General features: G+C 39.9%; 16 protein-coding genes and 1 tRNA gene. 11 read left to right on the forward strand and 6 right to left on the reverse strand.

Annotated elements, in window-relative coordinates:
• The first annotated feature begins 4 nt into the window (after nucleotides 1-4).
• From F902_RS07490 to F902_RS07510, 5 genes are all read left to right on the forward strand, one after another.
• Nucleotides 5-1846, forward strand: coding sequence for an extracellular solute-binding protein (locus F902_RS07490; protein WP_005202380.1), 1842 nt, complete (start codon nucleotides 5-7; stop codon nucleotides 1844-1846).
• Between the two features lie 295 nt (nucleotides 1847-2141).
• Nucleotides 2142-3212 carry a microcin C ABC transporter permease YejB gene (yejB, locus tag F902_RS07495; protein ID WP_005202384.1) on the forward strand — a complete coding sequence of 357 codons (1071 nt, stop codon included), beginning with the start codon at nucleotides 2142-2144 and terminating at the stop codon, nucleotides 3210-3212.
• Nucleotides 3212-4222: an ABC transporter permease gene (locus F902_RS07500; RefSeq protein WP_005202386.1), complete on the forward strand. Its 1011-nt coding sequence runs from the start codon at nucleotides 3212-3214 to the stop codon at nucleotides 4220-4222. Before yejB ends, F902_RS07500 begins: the two co-directional genes overlap by 1 nt.
• Nucleotides 4200-5795 carry an ABC transporter ATP-binding protein gene (locus tag F902_RS07505; RefSeq protein WP_005202388.1) on the forward strand — a complete coding sequence of 532 codons (1596 nt, stop codon included), beginning with the start codon at nucleotides 4200-4202 and terminating at the stop codon, nucleotides 5793-5795. The genes F902_RS07500 and F902_RS07505 overlap by 23 nt, the downstream gene beginning before the upstream one ends.
• A 111-nt stretch (nucleotides 5796-5906) precedes the next feature.
• Nucleotides 5907-7151, forward strand: coding sequence for an NADH:flavin oxidoreductase/NADH oxidase family protein (locus tag F902_RS07510; RefSeq protein WP_005202390.1), 1245 nt, complete (start codon nucleotides 5907-5909; stop codon nucleotides 7149-7151).
• Nucleotides 7152-7238: 87 nt separating this feature from the next.
• Here F902_RS07510 and F902_RS07515 read toward each other — a convergent pair.
• The 3 genes from F902_RS07515 to pyrC form a co-directional block, all read right to left on the reverse strand.
• Nucleotides 7239-7314: transfer RNA gene (locus F902_RS07515), tRNA-Glu, on the reverse strand.
• A gap of 19 nt (nucleotides 7315-7333) precedes the next feature.
• Entirely contained in the window at nucleotides 7334-7999 is a 666-nt protein-coding gene (gene rnt, locus F902_RS07520; RefSeq protein WP_026057574.1) for a ribonuclease T, read from the reverse strand.
• The gene (gene pyrC, locus F902_RS07525; RefSeq protein WP_005202392.1) at nucleotides 7984-9018 is read right to left on the reverse strand and encodes a dihydroorotase; all 1035 of its coding nucleotides are present in this window, start codon (nucleotides 9016-9018) and stop codon (nucleotides 7984-7986) included. The genes rnt and pyrC overlap by 16 nt, the downstream gene beginning before the upstream one ends.
• A gap of 163 nt (nucleotides 9019-9181) precedes the next feature.
• Here pyrC and F902_RS07530 point away from each other — a divergent pair, with 163 nt between their 5' ends.
• Nucleotides 9182-10459, forward strand: coding sequence for a diguanylate cyclase (locus tag F902_RS07530; RefSeq protein WP_005202394.1), 1278 nt, complete (start codon nucleotides 9182-9184; stop codon nucleotides 10457-10459).
• Between the two features lie 50 nt (nucleotides 10460-10509).
• On the opposite strand, the gene F902_RS07535 is transcribed toward F902_RS07530, so the two are convergent.
• On the reverse strand, nucleotides 10510-11715 hold the full coding sequence (locus F902_RS07535) for a L,D-transpeptidase family protein (protein WP_004808556.1): 1206 nt from the start codon (nucleotides 11713-11715) through the stop codon (nucleotides 10510-10512).
• Between the two features lie 197 nt (nucleotides 11716-11912).
• On the opposite strand from F902_RS07535, the gene hemE reads away from it, so the two are divergent.
• The 5 genes from hemE (at nucleotide 11913) to F902_RS07560 (ending at nucleotide 17206) form a co-directional block, all read left to right on the forward strand.
• Nucleotides 11913-12986, forward strand: a complete 1074-nt coding sequence (gene hemE / locus F902_RS07540; RefSeq protein WP_005202395.1) for a uroporphyrinogen decarboxylase — start codon at nucleotides 11913-11915, stop codon at nucleotides 12984-12986.
• 42 nt (nucleotides 12987-13028) lie between these two features.
• Nucleotides 13029-13823, forward strand: a complete 795-nt coding sequence (locus F902_RS07545; protein ID WP_005202396.1) for a DUF817 family protein — start codon at nucleotides 13029-13031, stop codon at nucleotides 13821-13823.
• A gap of 184 nt (nucleotides 13824-14007) precedes the next feature.
• Nucleotides 14008-14478 carry a DUF3015 family protein gene (locus F902_RS07550; RefSeq protein WP_005202397.1) on the forward strand — a complete coding sequence of 157 codons (471 nt, stop codon included), beginning with the start codon at nucleotides 14008-14010 and terminating at the stop codon, nucleotides 14476-14478.
• A 79-nt stretch (nucleotides 14479-14557) separates the two neighbouring features.
• Nucleotides 14558-16438, forward strand: a complete 1881-nt coding sequence (locus F902_RS07555; RefSeq protein WP_005202398.1) for an Lnb N-terminal periplasmic domain-containing protein — start codon at nucleotides 14558-14560, stop codon at nucleotides 16436-16438.
• A 27-nt stretch (nucleotides 16439-16465) separates the two neighbouring features.
• Complete coding sequence (locus F902_RS07560; protein WP_005202399.1) at nucleotides 16466-17206, forward strand: SMI1/KNR4 family protein; 741 nt, start codon at nucleotides 16466-16468, stop codon at nucleotides 17204-17206.
• Between the two features lie 11 nt (nucleotides 17207-17217).
• Here F902_RS07560 and F902_RS07565 read toward each other — a convergent pair whose 3' ends face one another.
• Together F902_RS07565 and F902_RS07570 are read right to left on the reverse strand one after the other, a co-directional pair.
• Nucleotides 17218-17580 (reverse strand): cupin domain-containing protein, encoded by a 363-nt coding sequence (locus tag F902_RS07565; protein WP_005202400.1) that lies wholly within the window; start codon nucleotides 17578-17580, stop codon nucleotides 17218-17220.
• Nucleotides 17580-18080, reverse strand: a complete 501-nt coding sequence (locus tag F902_RS07570; protein ID WP_005202402.1) for an endonuclease V — start codon at nucleotides 18078-18080, stop codon at nucleotides 17580-17582. The genes F902_RS07565 and F902_RS07570 overlap by 1 nt, the downstream gene beginning before the upstream one ends.
• Nucleotide 18081 lies beyond the last annotated feature (1 nt).

An 18081-nucleotide genomic window follows, 5' to 3' on the forward strand; every position in this document is an offset into this window, starting at 1 on the left:
GTAAATGATTCATTTACGTTTAATCAAAAGGCTTAGTCTATATGCTGGACTAAGCCTTTTTGCTCAGTCTCCATTTGCGGCAATGCAAACCACGCCGTATTTGGCGATGCATGTACAGCCTAAATATGCACAGTTGAAGGTGATGCCTTATGCTAATCCGAATGCACCGAAGGGTGGTACGCTGAGCCAATCGAGTTTAGGGACATTTGATAATTTAAACAGCATGAATGGCAAGGGCAGTTCAACCGAAGGCGTTAATTATCTGTTTGATAGTTTGATGGATCGTTCGCTGGACGAGCCGCGTGTGATGTATCCGCTGCTTGCAGAAAAGGTCAGTTATGATCCTGATCAGCTGCAATCGGTGACCTTTCACTTGAATCCACAAGCACGATTTAATAATGGTCAGCCTGTAACTGCTGAAGATGTGAAATTTACCTTCGATACTTATCAGACCAAAGCCAATCTGGGCTTTCAAATGTATTTGTCAGATTTGGCTAAAACTGAAATATTATCTAAACATCAAATCAAATTTATTTTTAAGTCTAAGAACAATGTGGAAATGCCACTGATTGTGGCGAGCCTGCCGATCTACTCAAAATTGGATTGGAAAAATAAGAACTTTGGTCGTGTCACCCTTCAACCGATTATCGGTTCAGGCCCTTATGTGGTAGATCGTATTGATGCAGGGCGTAGTATTACCTATAAGCGCAGTCCAAACTATTGGGGCAAAGATTTGCCAGTAAACAAAGGCCGCTATAATTTTGATCGACTGAAATATGTGTATTATCGAAATTTAGATGTGAGTTTTGAAGGGTTTAAATCTCGACAATTTAATTTATACGAAGAAAAAAATATCCGTAATTGGGTCACAGCCTATCAGTTTCCAGCAGTGAAATCAGGTTTAGTCAAAAAGTATAAAACGCAGTTAGGTACTCCTCTAGATATCCAAAGTTTGGTGTTTAATATCCGCCGTGCGCCACTCAATGATATTTATCTACGTCAGGCATTAACCTACGCTTATGATTTTGAGTGGCAAAATAAGGCACTGTTCTTTAATCAAAATCAGCGTTTACAAAGTTACTTTGATAATACTGATTTGGCTGCAACTGGTCGCCCGAGTGCTGCTGAACTAAACCTATTAAAGCCATATTTGGCCCAATTCAATCCAGTGATGCGACAAGGTATTTTGGCTGATTGGCGCTATCCTGTTTCCGATGGCAGTGGTTTCAATCGGCAGAATTTATTGACTGCACAACAGATCTTAAAAGATGCTGGTTATCAAATTCGCAATGGGCAGTTATATGATCGAACAGGTAAAGCCATTCGAATTGAATTATTGATGCAACAAGAAAATCCACAGCGTGAATTAATGCCTTTTGTGCGCAATTTGAAGCGTTTAGGTATTCAGGTTCAACTACGGCAGGTGGATGTACCGCAATATATGGAACGGATTCGTCATCAAGATTTTGATATGATGGTGCTGAAACTGCCACAGACTTTAACTCCAGGAAAAGAACAGGCCCAATTCTGGGGGAGTGCAGCAGCAGATGAGGCGGGTAATTATAATTATTCAGGGATTAAGAATCCTGCGATTGATCAGATGATCGCGAAAATTGTGGCGGCAAAAACACGCGATGAGGTGGTGTTGTATACGCGTGTGCTTGATCGTTTATTGCGTGCAGGATATTACCAAATTTTGACTTATGGAAAGCCTGAGCGTTGGTTTTCCTACTGGGATATCTATCAGCAGCCTTCGGTTAAACCAAAACTTTCTGTAGGATGGGAGTATTGGTGGGTCGATGCAAATAAGGCTAAGAAACAGGAGCAGTCTATACAAAAGCATTAATTAGAATGGTTTGGACTAGCGTTTGATGAAGTCGTTAGATTAATATAACGGAGTCTTACCGAGTTCTCATCTTAATTTCAAGATAAGCTTTCAGCTGGAGTTACTTTTGTTTCGCCCAAAGTAACCAAAGGCATTGTCATCCACAAAACCTGTTTAGTTATTGGGCCTCTTTTATTCTTTCGCAAAACATTATCTTGTTTAAAACACGCAGGTTGTGGATGACGTTTCCGTGTATTTTATCTCATGTTAGATTTCATAAAAACTTAGTAAATAAATTAATAAGGGTTCGACTTCAATGGTTCACTATATTCTAAAAAGAATGTTATTGATGATCCCGACATTATTTTTCATTTTATTGATTAATTTTTGTATTGTGCAAATTGCCCCAGGCGGACCAGTCGAACAAGCGATTCAGCAAATCCAAAATGCGCAAGGCTTAGGGGTAGGCAATAATGCGCCCTCAGGTTTGACCACCTTGGCACAATACGAGGGTGCGCGTGGTTTAAGCCCTGAAATGATTGAAATAATCAAAGCCCAGTATGGTTTTGATCGTCCTGCTACTGAACGCTTTTGGCTGATGTTGAAAGGCTATTTAAGCCTAGATTTTGGGAACAGTTTTTTTAAAGATAAACCTGTGACCCAACTGTTATACGAAAAGCTGCCTGTTACGCTGTCTTTGGGCTTGTGGAGCACCTTTCTGATCTATCTGATCGCAATCCCGCTAGGTATCAAAAAGGCCAAAAATAATGGCTTGCTGTTTGATCAATCTACTTCCTTATTATTAGCCGTAAGTTATGCCATTCCATCCTTTGTATTTGCTATTGTGTTGATTGTTTTCTTTGCGGGTGGCAGTTATTTGCAATGGTTTCCATTACAAGGTCTGGTTTCAGAGAGCTTTGCCCAATTGAGCCTCTGGGCAAAAGTACAAGATTATTTGTGGCATATGTATTTGCCCATCTTGAGTATGGTGCTCGGTAGTTTTGCGGCGTTAACTTATCTGACGAAGTATTCATTTGTTGAAGAACTGCAAAAGCCCTATGTACTGACTGCAAGGTCAAAAGGACTGAATGACAATCAGATTCTTTATGGGCATGTGTTTCGCAATGCAATTTTAGTGGTTGTGGCCGCTTTACCAGAAGCTTTGGTCGGCATTTTCTTTGTCGGTAATTTATTTATCGAAATCATTTTTAATTTAGATGGAATTGGTCTATTAGGTTTTGAAGCGATTACTCAGCGTGATTATCCTCTGATTTTTGGTACTTTATTTTTATTTACCTTATTCGGGATGATATTGCGTTTAATCGGTGATGTACTCTATCAAGTGATTGACCCACGCATTGATTTTGAATCAAGAGGTGGAAAATAATGTCCCCTTTGATGCGTGCACGTTTTGATCGATTTAGGCAAAATAAATTGGGATTTCGCTGTCTGATTTTATTTTTAACGATCTTTGTATTGTCCTTATTTGCTGAATTGATTGCCAATGATAAACCATTGTTGGTTCGCTATCAGCAGTCTTTTTATTTCCCGATTTTGAAAGATTATCCAGAAACGACCTTTGGCGGCACCTTTGAAACTGCTACAGATTATCAAGACCCAGCCGTAAAACAATTGATTCAAAAACATGGCTGGATGATTTCTCCACTGGTTACTTTTGCTTATCAAACACCAAATTTATCATTGGCAGTACCTGTGCCTTCAGCGCCAAGTTCGCAAAATTGGCTTGGAACTGATGACCAAGGCCGTGATGTATTTGCCCGAATTTTGTATGGCCTGCGTGTTTCTCTTTTATTTGGGTTTGCTTTAACCCTATGTTCTGCGGTGATTGGCATCATGGTTGGCGCAATACAGGGCTACTATGGCGGCTGGGTTGATTTAGTTGGGCAGCGGATTTTGGAGGTCTGGGGTGGTCTACCAATGTTGTTCATTGTCATGATCTTGGTCAGTATGTTTAGTCCCAGCATTTATTGGCTATTTTTGATCATGTTGCTATTTGGTTGGACTCAGTTGGTTGGGCTCGTACGTGCAGAGTTCTTGCGTGCGCGAAATTTTGATTATGTCCGTGCAGCGCAAGCGTTGGGCGTAACGGATCATAAAATTATCTTTAAGCACATTTTACCGAATGCAATGAGTTCAAGTTTGTCACAGATTCCGTTTATGTTGACCGCCAATATTATTGCCTTAACTGCATTGGATTTTTTAGGTTATGGTCTACCGCCTGATGCTGCATCATTGGGTGAATTATTATTACAGGGTAAAAATAATCTAGATGCGCCGTGGTTGGTGCTGTCTGGCTTTTTTACATTGGCGATTGTACTTTCGTTATTGATTTATATCGGGGAGGCTGCACGTGATGCATTTGACCCAAGACGATAAACCGCTTGATCAATCCCCGTTATTAACGGTTCAACAACTGAGTATTCGTAGTGAAACAGGACAAAGCTTGCTTGAAAATTTGAGCTTTGATTTATATCCAGAGCAGACGGTTGCGATTGTTGGAGAGAGTGGCTCTGGTAAAACCATTAGTTTGTTGGCTGTGCTGGGTGTGTTGCCTGAACATTTTACAGTACAAGGCAAAGTGGAACTCGATGGAGAAAATGTGCTGGCTTTGAGCAAGAGTCAGTTACAGCAGATACGTGGCAAACGCATAGCTATGATTTTTCAGGAGCCGATGACCGCTTTAAATCCTTTGCACAAAGTAGAGCAGATGCTAGGCGAGAGTCTAATGCGACTCGGTATTGCCAAGACTGAGATTCGAAAACGGTGTGTGGCGTTGTTGCAGGATGTCGAGATCCACGATGCAGCACATATACTGAAGTGCTATCCACATGAGTTGTCTGGTGGGCAGAGGCAACGAGTCATGTTGGCAATGGCTTTGGCTTTAGAGCCTGAGATTTTAATTGCGGATGAACCAACCACGGCTTTAGATGTGGTATTACAAGCACAGATTTTAACGTTGTTAAAACGCGTACAGCAGCAACGAAAGATGGCGATTATTTTGATTAGCCATGACCTTAATTTAGTTAAGCATTATGCAGATCAGGTTGTGGTACTGAATCAAGGACAAGTTGAAGAGCAGGGTGAAGTTCAGAAGATATTTACCTATCCTGAAACGAGCTATACACAGCATTTGCTCAATCATAATTTTGGACAAGCTTTGGCGATACAGCCGACGCAAACCTTGCTTGAATTAAATAACGTCACAGTAAAATATCCGATTCAGCAGGGATTATTTCATTGGATTAAAGCTTATAAAGTTGCAGCAGAATCCATCCAGTTGAGTCTGTCTCAGGGAGAGGCTTTAGGCATCGTTGGAGAGAGTGGTTCAGGTAAATCATCTTTGGCTTTTGCAATTGCAAGGCTGATCAGTAGCGAAGGTTCTATTCATTTTCAGGCACAAGATTTAAACCTGTTGACTCAAAAACAGCTTCGACCACTTCGACGTGATTTTCAGATTGTGTTTCAGGATCCATTTAGTAGCCTGAATCCTCGTATGTCAGTTGAACAGATCATTGCCGAAGGGCTTCATCTTCAACCCATTTCAAAGCAACAGTGCCAAACTGAAGTTGACGCTGTTTTGGCAAAAGTCGAATTATCTTTAACGGACAAAGATAAGTATCCGCATCAGCTTTCTGGTGGGCAGCGGCAACGTGTGGCACTTGCAAGAGCATTGGTGCTAAAACCAAAGCTACTGATTCTGGATGAACCAACCTCCGCCTTGGATCGGACTACGCAGTTGGCCATCATTCAATTGTTACGTCGTTTGCAGCAGCAAGAGCACATCAGCTATATCTTTATCAGTCATGACTTACAAGTCATTAAAGCACTGTGCCAAAAAGTCCTAGTGATGCATCAAGGCAAAGCCTTGGAATATCAAGCCACAGCACTTTTATTTAGCCAGCCTCAGACTGAATATACCCGTCAGCTTATTTCTGCTAGCGAATATTAGCATTGTAATTAAATTGACATATGCTATTGTCAGTTCATCGGAAGAATGCTTGACAGTAACAATAATCAGATTAAATTAGAGCAAATACTCTAATTGTAGCAGAGGATGACCATGAGTCAGATTGCAGACAGTATCCAGATTCGCAACACCACATTTAAAAACCGTATTATCAAAGGGGCAATGAGCGAAGCACTCGCGAATGATGCAGGACAACCCAATGATCTATTGATTGGTTTATACGAAGCGTGGGCAAAAGGTAGTTTGGGCTGTGCCATTACGGGAAACGTAATGGTGAATGTAGGCGCTAAAAATGAACCGGGTGTGGTTGCAATTGAAACCGAGCGTGATCTGGAAAAACTCAAGCAATGGGCTGCTGTGGGGAAAAAACATGGCATGGTGCAATTGATTCAGTTGTCACATCCTGGTCGCCAATGTCCAAAAGGTCTAAATAAGGAAACGGTTGCACCTTCAGCTGTGCCTTTTAGCCCAATGCTTGCAGCAATGTTCGGTACGCCACGCGAGCTTAAACATGAAGAAATTTTAGATATTATCCAGCGTTTTGCGACAGCTGCAGCAGTATGTGAGAAGGCAGGTTTTGAAGGTGTACAGTTGCATGGCGCACACGGTTATCTGATTAGCCAGTTTCTATCACCTTTGACCAATAAGCGCACGGATCAATGGGGTGGTTCGATTGAGAATCGTATGCGTTTCTTGATTGATGCTTATCAGGCGGTACGCGATGCAACTTCTGAAAACTTTATCATTTCGGTCAAACTGAACTCAGCAGATTTCCAACGTGGTGGGATCACAGAAGAAGATGTCATTACCGTTTTCAAAGCGATTGATGCTGCGGGAATCGATATTATTGAAATTTCTGGGGGAACCTATGAAGCCCCTGCAATGGCAGGTGCTAAGGCAGAAAAACGTAAAGCCAGTACCATTGCGCGTGAAGCTTATTTCTTGGAATTTGCAGAAAAAATTCGCCAACATGTTGCCTGTAAATTGATGGTAACAGGTGGTTTCCGTACTGTAGAAGGAATGAATGCTGCACTGGAAAGTGGTGCATGTGATTTTATTGGTATTGCACGTCCATTGGCGGTTGAAGTTGATTTAACAGATCGTTTAATTGCAGGGCATGATGTCCGTTATGCAGTCAATCAAATTAAAACAGGAATTCCATTTGTCGATAAAATGGCAATTATGGAAATCATTTGGTATGCAGCGCAGTTTAAAGCCATTGGACAAGGTAAAAAGCCGAATCCAAAATTATCACCATTGTTGGTATTCTTAAATTATGCGAAAGGGAATATCAAAGCGGTTGTAAAAGGTCGGGTCAATTCACGTAAGTCTGCATAATATATTTTAGGGCTCTTCGGAGCCCTTTTTATTATTCTAAGCAAATAAAAAAGCCACTGTCTTAAGATGCAGTGGCTTTTTCAAATTTGGCGTCCCTACGGGGATTCGAACCCCGGTTACCGCCGTGAAAGGGCGATGTCCTAGGCCTCTAGACGATAGGGACTTCTTGAGGTGGGTGTATATTAGGGTTCTGTCACCAAACTGTCAAGAAGGTGTGGAGACAGTTTGTTCAAAATATAGCAAAACAGTTCAGCAGTCTTCTGAGTATCGTATAAAGCAGAGTGTGCTTCTTTACCATCAAACTCGATTCCCGCCTGAATACAAGCACGTGCCAACACGGTTTGGCCAAACATGACCGCACTGAGTGTCACGGTATCAAATACCGAAAAACTGTGAAATGGATTTTGATTTTTTGTTCCGGTACGTGCAATTGCTGCTTGTAAGAAACCTAAATCAAAGTGTGCATTGTGACCAACCAATACAGCATGAGTACAATGCTGAGCTTTACGAACTTCAGTCAATGATTTGAAAATACGACGCAAGGCAGTGCGCTCATCTTCAGCCATTGCAACACGCATTGGATTGAAAGGATCAATACCAATAAAATCTAATGAACGGCGGTCAAGATTCGCGCCTTCAAAAGGGTTGATATGTGCTTGGAATGAAGGGCCAGGTATAAATTGCCCGTGTTCATCATAGATGATCGGAATACACGCAATTTCGAGTAGGGCATCGGTTTGCGAATTAAAACCTGCTGTTTCCACATCGACAACAACAGGTAAGAATCCACGAAAACGCTGTCCGATGACAGGGGCTTTATTTTCTTCTTGGGTCACACTTTTCTCCAATGCAAGGTTTTGCCTGCATGAAGTGGGATAATTTTTTGGTCATCGAGATAGTCTAAAGATTCTGCGATAGTAATATCTTCTTTGACTAAGGTAATGGTTGAGGTATTACGTGGCAAACCATAGAAGTCAGCACCGAATAAGCTTGCGAAGCCTTCTAAGCGTTCTAGCTTTCCGACTTGATCAAAGGCTTGTGCATACAGCTCAATGGCATTTGGTGCGCTATAACAACCCGCACATCCACAGGCATTTTCTTTGGCATCTTGTGAATGGGGTGCACTGTCAGTACCTAAGAAAAATTTCGGATTACCACTGGTTGCGACTTCCAACAATGTTGTTTGATGGGTTTGACGCTTTAAAATCGGTAAGCAATAGAAATGCGGTTTTACGCCGCCAACCAACATGTCGTTACGGTTAAATAATAGATGTTGCGGAGTAATGGTTGCTGCAACATTACGATCTTGTTCGAGTACAAAATTCGCCGCATCACTTGTTGTAATGTGTTCTAACACGACTTTTAATTTTGGGAACTGTTTGAGTAAAGGCGATAGCACTTCATCTAAAAATCTTTTTTCACGATCAAAAATATCGACGTGATTATGCGTCACTTCCCCATGCAGTAACAATGGAACCTGATGTTCTTCCAGTTGTTCAATCACGGCATACACTTTGCGAATATCACTAACACCATTATCCGAGTTGGTGGTCGCACCCGCAGGATAAAGTTTGATCGCATTGACGAATTCAGACTCTTTAATTTTACGCACTTCGTCAGGAGAAGTGTAATCGGTAAAATAAAGTACCATGCGCGGATCAAAATTTAAGCCTTCAGGCACATGGGCAAGAATACGCTCGCGATAAGCTAAAGCTTCTTCTACCGTTTTAACGGGTGGGACAAGATTGGGCATACAAATTGCGCGGGCAAATTGTTTGGCTAAATCAGGAACAGTACGTTTTAAAGCTAAACCATCACGCAGGTGTGCGTGCCAATCATCAGGTTGCAAAAGTGTAAGAGTATTCAAGGTCTACTTCAAACTTAAAAATAATACAAATAATAATGCATAAAGTGTGAAAATGGTAACTAGAATTACGGATAAGTGGTTAAGCAAAGCGCATGACAAAATGATAATTTATGTTATTTTTTATGCGGCACAAAAATAGTGCAGCATAAAAAGAGTATCTGGGATGGACAACGGCTATGATCTTGATCAATTGCGGAGGTCGAAAGAAGACCTCGAGCAGCTTGTTGCCCAACATTCTAAATCTAAGAATACCCATCAAACTTTACCGCAAAAATTAGAAAATGAATTCTGGAAATTTAATGTAGACAGAACACGTCTCAATGCGATTCAGTTCTTTGGTCAGGGGGTGATTACCTATACTATATTTGTGCTGTTGATCCTGCCATCTAATTTTCTCGTGATTCGTGGCAGTACATATTTTGCCCTCGATTTTATCTACAGTATTCTCAGCTTAATTGTTGTGGGGATTGCACTGTTCTTATTCTGGGCTTTTTCACGCTTTAAAAAACTCAATCCTTTATTTTACCCTGCCGCTTGCCTGATAGTGTTCCTGACCATTGTATTCACCTCATTTTTGATGATGAGTGTTTCAAATCTGGTACTGCAAAATCAGGCCATGGTCCTCATTGCATTTCTGTATATGTTGGGTTTTATCCTGAGTGGCATTCGACCACTACATATGTTATGGATTGGTACCTTTGCCGCAATTTCGATTTTGTTTCTTTTATATTGGTTTGATAACCCTAGTGATTTTCTCATGATTGGGCGCACACTAATAGGAAGCTTACTGCTGGGTTTTTCGATTAGTGTGATGTTGACTTCAAAAGAAAGAAAAATATTTATAAAGTCCAAAATTTCAGAAATTGATGAGCAGATTTTACGGATACAAGCATCTGAGTTATTACATCTGAGTCAGCATGACGAACTGACCGATGTGTCAAATCGACGTACCTTTGAAGAGATGTGTACCTATTACTATGATTTAGCCTGTAAAGAGCGCAAATCGCTTTCGGTCTTATTTATCGATATTGATTATTTTAAAAACTACAATGATTTTTATGGGCATCAAATGGGGGATCAGGTGATCTCAGCTATTGCGAAAACCATTAAAAGCTCGATTCGACATATGGATTTTATTGCTCGTTATGGAGGGGAGGAGTTTGTTGTACTGTTGCCTGAGACCTCTGCACAAGGTGCTTATGCAGTTGCGACCAATATCTATCGTGCCATTGACCGCTTAATGATTCCACATGATAAATCATTGGTATCTAATCATGTAACTATTAGTTTGGGGATTACGGTATTTAACGGCAATCCGAAAATTAGTCAAGAGATGTTGATTCATACAGCAGATAAAGCTTTGTATCGAGCAAAACAACTTGGGCGCAATCAGATTTATTATCAGCCCTTACCGAATATAGAAGAAAGTATTTTGAAATAAAAAACCGAATATCAAGCACTGATATTCGGTTTTTGTAGAAAATGCCTAGATTATTCTAAGAATTTTACAGTAACACCTGAACGTACTTTAGCACCTAAGTCATTGGCATCCCAGTTGGTTAAACGGATACAGCCGTGTGATGCAGTCTTAGAGATTAAAGATGGGTTTGGTGTACCATGAATACCAAATGATTTTTTGCTTAAACCAATCCAAATATTACCGACTGGTGCATTTGGACCAGGTGGTAGAGAAAGTGGTTTAAGGTTTTTACCTTGCACAAAGTTAGATGGTGAATAACTATACCAAGGGTTTTTGGCAACACCGACTACTTTATAGGTACCTGCTGGAGAAGGCGTATCAGTACTGCCAATTGTTGCAGGAAATGATGCAATCATTTGATTACGGCTATTGAACAAATAAAGCTGTCTTGCGCCTTTGTGTGCAACGATCAAATGAATATCTTCAGGTAAGTCATTGCGGACATTGGCCACAATAATTTTTTCACCCGCTTTTTTAAATGTTGCAGTTGGATTCAGTTTCTTTAAGAAATTCTCATCCATATGGAATTTTTCACCTAACATCTCTGTTACGCGGGTGTAATACAAACCTTTCATTTTTGCTTGTAGTGCATAATCAGAAGGGATTGAGTCAGCATATGGACCTTTTAAGTCTGCGTCGGTAATGGTGTACTCAACATAAGCTGGCTTAGTCTGCTTAGCAACCAATGCATCCCAAGTTTCCTTGGTTAACTGACCTGTTGGTGTTAAACCATTCATTTGCTGGAATGATGCAATCGCTTTTAGTGTATTTTTACCGTTTGAACCATCAATCGCACCTGGTGATGCATGTGCATTGTTCAACATGACATGTGCGCGTGCGTAGGCAGGAAGTTGTCCTTTTGGCAAAGCTTCAGGATATTCAGCATTATTCATGCTGTCTAAAGTCCATGAAATTTTAGCAGCTGGAGCAGCGGTTGTTGCCGTGGTGGTATCCGGTGTATTTTCTAATTTTTGCGATACGACTGATGCCGCACCCGTATTGACTTGAGGTTCAGATACCGCTGGAGCTGCAACACTTGACGCAGGATCAGCAACAACACTTGATGCCGAACGGTCAATGGCTAAGGGATCAATCGGATCTTGGACCGAACCTGTAATTTGTTTTGGATTTAATGGTTGCTCAGTTGTTGGCGCAGCAAAAGCAACATTAGCAAGAATACAACTTAAACTCATAGCGAGTAATGAGCGAACAAACATGTAATTCAACCTTAAGAATTATTCATATTGAGATATAAGATATTGCAAGTATTACAGAAAATAATGCAGCTTGCAGTAGCAGTTTTGTGTAAAAGCGAAATTTATTTCAGCTCATAAATTTGAGTACGATTGAAATTATAAATTCCAAGCTAACTTTGTTATGATGCGCGCTATATGAAACAATTTAGAGATGGGTAATGACAACGTTGAAAAATGATCGTTTTTTACGAGCTTTATTACGTGAACCTGTAGACACCACACCTGTATGGATGATGCGTCAAGCAGGACGTTATTTACCAGAATATCGTGAAACTCGTGCGCAGGCAGGGGATTTCTTATCTCTATGTAAAAATACTGACTTTGCTTGTGAAGTGACCTTGCAGCCATTACGCCGTTATGAACTGGATGCTGCAATTTTATTTTCAGATATTTTAACGGTACCTGATGCTCTAGGTTTAGGTCTGTATTTTGAAACAGGTGAAGGGCCGAAGTTTCATAAAACAGTACGTACTGAACAAGATGTGGCAAACTTGCCAAAACTCAATGCCAAATCTGATCTGGCTTATGTCATGAATGCTGTTTCGACCATTCGTTCTGCTTTAAATGGCCAAGTTCCTTTGATTGGTTTCTCTGGCAGTCCGTGGACTTTAGCAACTTATATGGTTGAAGGTGGATCAAGTAAAGAGTTTCGCTTCATTAAAAATATGATGTACGCACAGCCAGAAGTGTTACATGCTTTGCTAGATCATTTAGCTGATTCAGTGATTGATTATTTGAATGCGCAAATTGATGCAGGTGCACAAGCGATTCAGATTTTTGATAGCTGGGGCGGTGCGCTCGCGCATAGAGAATATGTTGAATTTTCATTGAACTACATGACCAAAATTATTGCAGGTCTTCAACGTGAAAAAGATGGTCAACGTATTCCGATTATTGTGTTTACCAAAGGTGGTGGTCAGTGGTTGGAAACGATGCTCACCACAGGGGCTGATGCGTTTGGTTTAGATTGGACCACACCGCTTTATACTGCACGTGATGTGGTTGCAGGACGAGCTGCATTACAAGGTAATTTAGATCCAGCTGTGCTTTATGGTTCAGCCGCTTCAATTGAAAAATCAGTGAAAGCCATGATTGATGATGCTTATGCCAATGGTGAAAAAACAGGCTATATCGCAAACTTAGGTCATGGTATTACCCAATGGGTCGATCCAGCACAACCTAAGATTTTTGTAGATACTGTACATGAATACAGTGCTAAATATTTAGGTTGATATTTTTAAGCATTTCAAGATAAACACGCTAGGATCAGTTTTGTGCCGTTGATTGTATTACCGCTCAACTTTATCTTTAAGGCAGCTTCGGCTGCCTTATTTGGATTGTTGCTTTTGATTGCATTTGCAGTCACCGCACCGATGGGAAGTCATGAATATTGGGGCTTCTTTCGTTATGACTATTTGCTGTTTTATGCCTTGATCATTCAAGTCTGTCTGATCTATTTAAAGCTCGAGTCATGGGCAGAAGCAAAAGTCATTGCTTTATTCCATATCATGGCGATGGGAATGGAAATATTTTTGACCCATCCAGCGATTGCCTCATGGCAGTACCCACAACCAGCGGTATTGAAATTACTTACTGTGCCATTGTTTGCGGGGTTTATGTATTCAGCAGTGGGGAGTTTTTTTGCTCGCTCATTGCGGCTCTATAACGTTTCATTCGAGAATTTGCCGAATTTTGGCAATATGCTGTGTTTGGCAGTGTTGTCTTATCTCAACTTTATGACCAAGTTTTTTATTCCTGATATTCGTGTTGCATTATTTATTTGGAGTATTTTGATTTTCTGGAAAACAAAACTTTATTTTCAATTGCAACAGCATCGTTTTAGGGTGCCGATGTTGCCGATTTTATTGTTGCTTGCCTTCTTGATCTGGATTGCAGAGAACATCAGTACCTTCTATAAAATTTGGTTGTACCCAAGTCAAGTCGATGCATGGCATATGGTGGGGTGGGGTAAATTAGGTTCATGGTATTTATTATTATTGCTGAGCTTAGTGTTGGTATTAAAAATCTTGGGGACGCGAGATAAAAATGGGGCTTGGCGGTTAAATTAGGCCATTCGAAAATCGTTTAAAATGAGCATCTAATTTCCTTTTGTTATGAATATTTCAGATATATTTCAAAATTTATTTGCTAAAGCGCGCTAAGCTCGCTATTTTAACTTTTGTGTAGGAAGAATTACACAACACAATAGTGATAACAAATACTGAAGAATAATTGATACTGGAGATCGTTCCTATGTTAAAAAAAATTGCATTAGCTGCTCTATTGACCGCTGGTTCAACAGTTGCAATGGCTGATAATGATGTCGGTTGTGGTGCTGGTACACAAATTTGGGCAGGTAAAAAAGGTGTTGCACCTAAAATTCTTGCTGCGACAACCAATGGTATTTTTACCAACCAATTATTAGGTATTACTTTTGGTACTTTAGGATGCCGTCAAGGTGGTACTGTCACAGCTCAAGTGGTGACTTTTACCAATGAAAATGCTGAATCTTTAGCGCGTGATATGGCCGTTGGCCAAGGCGAAAGCTTAAATGTACTTGCTGAATTAATGCAAATTAAAGCCAATGACAAAGCACGTTTCTTTGCTGTGTCTAAAGCAAATTTTGCTGAAATTTATTCAAGTAAAAATGCAAACTCGCTTCAAGTGCTAGACGCTTTACAAAGTGTGATGGCAAAAGATGCAGTGCTTAAAGCATACGTTTAATTTGCTACATGTTAAAACCCTGTCTTGATGACAGGGTTTTCTTATACCTACGATCATTATTCTTAAAAATTGCGATTGAATGAAATTAGCTACTTTTGTACTTGCGTCTTTGATGTGTCACTTTGCCCACGCGATGGTTGAATCAGATTTTCAAACTTATTTGGACATCGCGAAACAAAAACAATTAGATCAGCACATCACATGGCAGCGCTTGATGTATGCCGACCAAAAACAAAATAGTGAAGTTACTTATGCGGGTTATTTTTACGCAAAAGATGGTAAAACAAATTTAAAGAATGAATTACAAGCTGACATTAAAGCCTTATTTGTAGAAGCTCCAGATAACCAATCCATCCGTTGTAAATTTCCCGCGCGTAGCCGCTGGTTGATGCAACAGCTCAACCTTAGTGATCAACAGCTGCCAAAAGTAAATTGTACGGAATTTGAGGACTGGATCAATCAAATCAAACCGTATAAAGCGACTTTGATTTATGCAACAGATTTTATGGGTAATCCAAGTTCGATGTTTGGACATACGCTATTGCGTTTAGATCCAAAGGATCAGAAGCAACTCAATCTAGTGTCCTATGCAGTGAACTATGCTGCCACAGTGAAAGGTGATGATAACTGGTCTTATGCATGGAAAGGTTTAACAGGGCAATATCCAGGTGAATATTCTTTAATGCCGTATTATCGTAAAGTAAAAGAATACGGTGATTTTGAAAGTCGTGACCTGTGGGAGTATGAGCTGAATTTAACCCCAGAGGAAACTCGGTTTCTAGTTGAGCATATTTGGGAAATGCAGCATGTGAGTTTCCCTTATTATTTTGTTAGCGATAACTGTGCCTACCGTTTACTTGGCTTAATTGATTTAGTACGTCCAAATTTAAACTTAAAACAGCAGTTTAACTATGCTGCCATTCCAATTGAAACCTTGAAGGCTGTCGATCAACAAAATTTAGTAAAAGAAGTCGTGTATCGACCAGCTTTGGAAACCCAATTACTTGCTCAAGCCAAGCAGCATGGCACAGCTTTAGCCAAAGTCGCTCATCAGGTTGCTTTTACCGAGACAGATCAGACTCAACCCATTTTAAAAGCATATCAGCCACAAGATCAGGCCAAGATTTTAGAAATGGCTTATGACGATTTATATCTACAATATATTAGCCATAAGGTAGATGCGGATTTTGCCCAACCTCAATTACGTCAGTTACTTGCTCAGCGTAGTCAAATCGAGATTGATAAACAACGTCAAGAACCGATACGTCCGAAAAAGCAGCCTGTAGAAGGGCACCATGCCCGTAACTTGTCGGTAAATGTGGGTGAAGTACAAGGACAGAAGTTTATTGAACTTGGGCATCGTCAGGCTTATCACGATTTAATTGATCCACAAGGTGGCTATCGTGCAGGCACACAACTTTTGTTTTTAGATGGCAGTCTGCAATACCGCGACGACAAGCTTAAGTTAGAACATTTAGATCTACTGTCGGTAAATTCCTATAACCCGATTCAACCATTTAAATCACCACTCACTTGGGGTTTTAATTTAGGTTGGAAACAGGAGTCAGTTGAGAAAGGGCAGTTTAGTGAGGATCAGCAACATGGTGTGATGAATCTAAATATGCAAGTTGGCTATAGCGTGGCAGATTATGATCGTCGAAATTTGTGTTATGCCCAATTGCAAAGTCATATTCAAGGTGGCAAAAATTTAGATAAAGGCTGGCGTGTTGGAGTAGGGCCAACGGTAGGATGTATGAATCTGTGGACAGACAATATTAACAGCGTGGTACAGATTGAGTTACCGTATTGGCAAGATCGGAGTCAGTGGAATTTAAGAGTCGGTATGCAACTTCAATATAGTTTGAATACAAATCATGCTTTACGTTTAAACTGGGATTTTGAACAGCAGGATCATAAAGACTGGAATAAAATCGGTGTGGGTTATGTACACTTTTTTTAAAGTTGATTGTTTTATAGGAAAATAAAAATGTGGTCTGAAGTGGCTCAAAAAATAAAAAAACTTAAACAGTTTGACCAATGTTTTGTTGTAGATGGTGCTAGTCTGAACCAATATATTATTAATTCAGTTGATGAAGAAAAGTTGTTTCAATTAGAAGAGCAACTAAATATTCAAATTCCAACTCAGTTTAGGAGTTTCTTATTGCAGTTGGGTATGGGGTGTTGTGGACCTGATACAGGTATCACGACTTTAGATGATTTTGAGTTGTATTCTATGGATTTAACACCAGAATATGGTGAATGGCTTGATGCTAATGTGAGGAGCTTTATGCGCATTGGCTGGGGAAGCTATATTAGTGAATATTGTATTATTACGAATGGAATGCATAAAGGAATGATATATGAGTTTGAAGAAAATTCATTTTTTATAAAAAGAGCTGATAGCTTTATGGCATGGTATGCTGAATGGCTAAGAATACAATTACGTTGTTTTGAGGTAATTATCGATGAAATAAGAGAAAATGATGATATTACTGAGATTATGATGAATTTATATACGAATTATAAAATACAGCCAGCTTTGACATTAACTAGGTTAAAGAGTTTGCTAGGATGGAAAGACTTTGAAAGGCATATTACACTCAGCTTGATACCCTCTTTTTATTCAGAGCAACAGGTGCGTAAAATTTATTTGCCTGAAAAAGTGGCCTGTGAATTTAAAACAAGAATTGCTCAATATTTTAATAGTGAACCACATTCAGTTTTTTAGAAAAGATAAGTTCAAATCTCAACAATCACATAGTATTTTTTAACTGCTTCAATCACTTCAAATGTACCGACAAATGCGGGTGGAATAATCCCTGCATTTCCAGCAGTCACTTCAATAAAAGAATTGGTTTTTGCATCGTGAATACGCACAATTCCTTCAATGATCTGAAAAAACTCTTGTTTGTTTTCAGAAAATTGAATATTCCAAGCACCGACTTCACATTGCCAGATGCCACAGTCCATATGTGGATGTTCATATAAACTATAGGTTAAACGTTCGGGATTACCTTGAACCAAACGATCGGGACGAGGATAATCAATACTTGCTTCATTTGCGATTAAATCGCCGAAACCTGCTAACTGAACAGATGGCATTAGAAAAACGCTCTACTTTCTTGATCGACTAATTTGAGCAAGTTGGGAATACGATGTTGTCCTGACATCCTCATAATATATTGTTTCGCTTGTTCTAAATCGATGCCAATGCTTGTGATATATAACGGTTTAAGACTTTTACCACGTATAATTTCACATGCTTTAGGCGTATCTTTGAAATAATTCTTCGCCACACCAATCACTGGGATTTTGGGGATCAAGTTTTGCCAGAGATGACTGCCTAAACCAGCATTACCTTCATGACCCAAGGTGACATATCCATCAATTATAATGTAATCAATTGGATCATGAATGTCATGTAGTAACGCAAGAATACAAGGTAATTCTCGTTTATAAAAATTACCTGATTCATATTCAGCAATTGGATGAATGTGTTTTGTATAAATCTGTTTTGGAGTTGTACTTTCCCATACGGGAAAAATTACACCTGCAATGAAAGCTGAATTTTCTTTATAATGAACATCAATGGCTAGAATCATT

The sequence above is a fragment of the Acinetobacter higginsii genome (assembly GCF_000369525.1).
Taxonomy (GTDB): Bacteria; Pseudomonadota; Gammaproteobacteria; order Pseudomonadales; family Moraxellaceae; genus Acinetobacter; species Acinetobacter higginsii.

Excerpts from the sequence above, each read along its gene's own strand:
- F902_RS07490 (WP_005202380.1), top strand. The coding sequence starts at position 5 with ATGATTCATTTACGTTTAATCAAAAGGCTTAGTCTATATGCTGGACTA.
- yejB (WP_005202384.1), top strand. The coding sequence starts at position 2,142 with ATGGTTCACTATATTCTAAAAAGAATGTTATTGATGATCCCGACATTA.
- F902_RS07500 (WP_005202386.1), top strand. The coding sequence starts at position 3,212 with ATGTCCCCTTTGATGCGTGCACGTTTTGATCGATTTAGGCAAAATAAA.
- F902_RS07505 (WP_005202388.1), top strand. The coding sequence starts at position 4,200 with ATGCATTTGACCCAAGACGATAAACCGCTTGATCAATCCCCGTTATTA.
- F902_RS07510 (WP_005202390.1), top strand. The coding sequence starts at position 5,907 with ATGAGTCAGATTGCAGACAGTATCCAGATTCGCAACACCACATTTAAA.
- F902_RS07530 (WP_005202394.1), top strand. The coding sequence starts at position 9,182 with ATGGACAACGGCTATGATCTTGATCAATTGCGGAGGTCGAAAGAAGAC.
- F902_RS07535 (WP_004808556.1), bottom strand. The coding sequence starts at position 11,715 with ATGTTTGTTCGCTCATTACTCGCTATGAGTTTAAGTTGTATTCTTGCT.
- hemE (WP_005202395.1), top strand. The coding sequence starts at position 11,913 with ATGACAACGTTGAAAAATGATCGTTTTTTACGAGCTTTATTACGTGAA.
- F902_RS07550 (WP_005202397.1), top strand. The coding sequence starts at position 14,008 with ATGTTAAAAAAAATTGCATTAGCTGCTCTATTGACCGCTGGTTCAACA.
- F902_RS07555 (WP_005202398.1), top strand. The coding sequence starts at position 14,558 with ATGAAATTAGCTACTTTTGTACTTGCGTCTTTGATGTGTCACTTTGCC.
- F902_RS07560 (WP_005202399.1), top strand. The coding sequence starts at position 16,466 with ATGTGGTCTGAAGTGGCTCAAAAAATAAAAAAACTTAAACAGTTTGAC.
- F902_RS07565 (WP_005202400.1), bottom strand. The coding sequence starts at position 17,580 with ATGCCATCTGTTCAGTTAGCAGGTTTCGGCGATTTAATCGCAAATGAA.
- F902_RS07570 (WP_005202402.1), bottom strand. The coding sequence starts at position 18,080 with ATGATTCTAGCCATTGATGTTCATTATAAAGAAAATTCAGCTTTCATT.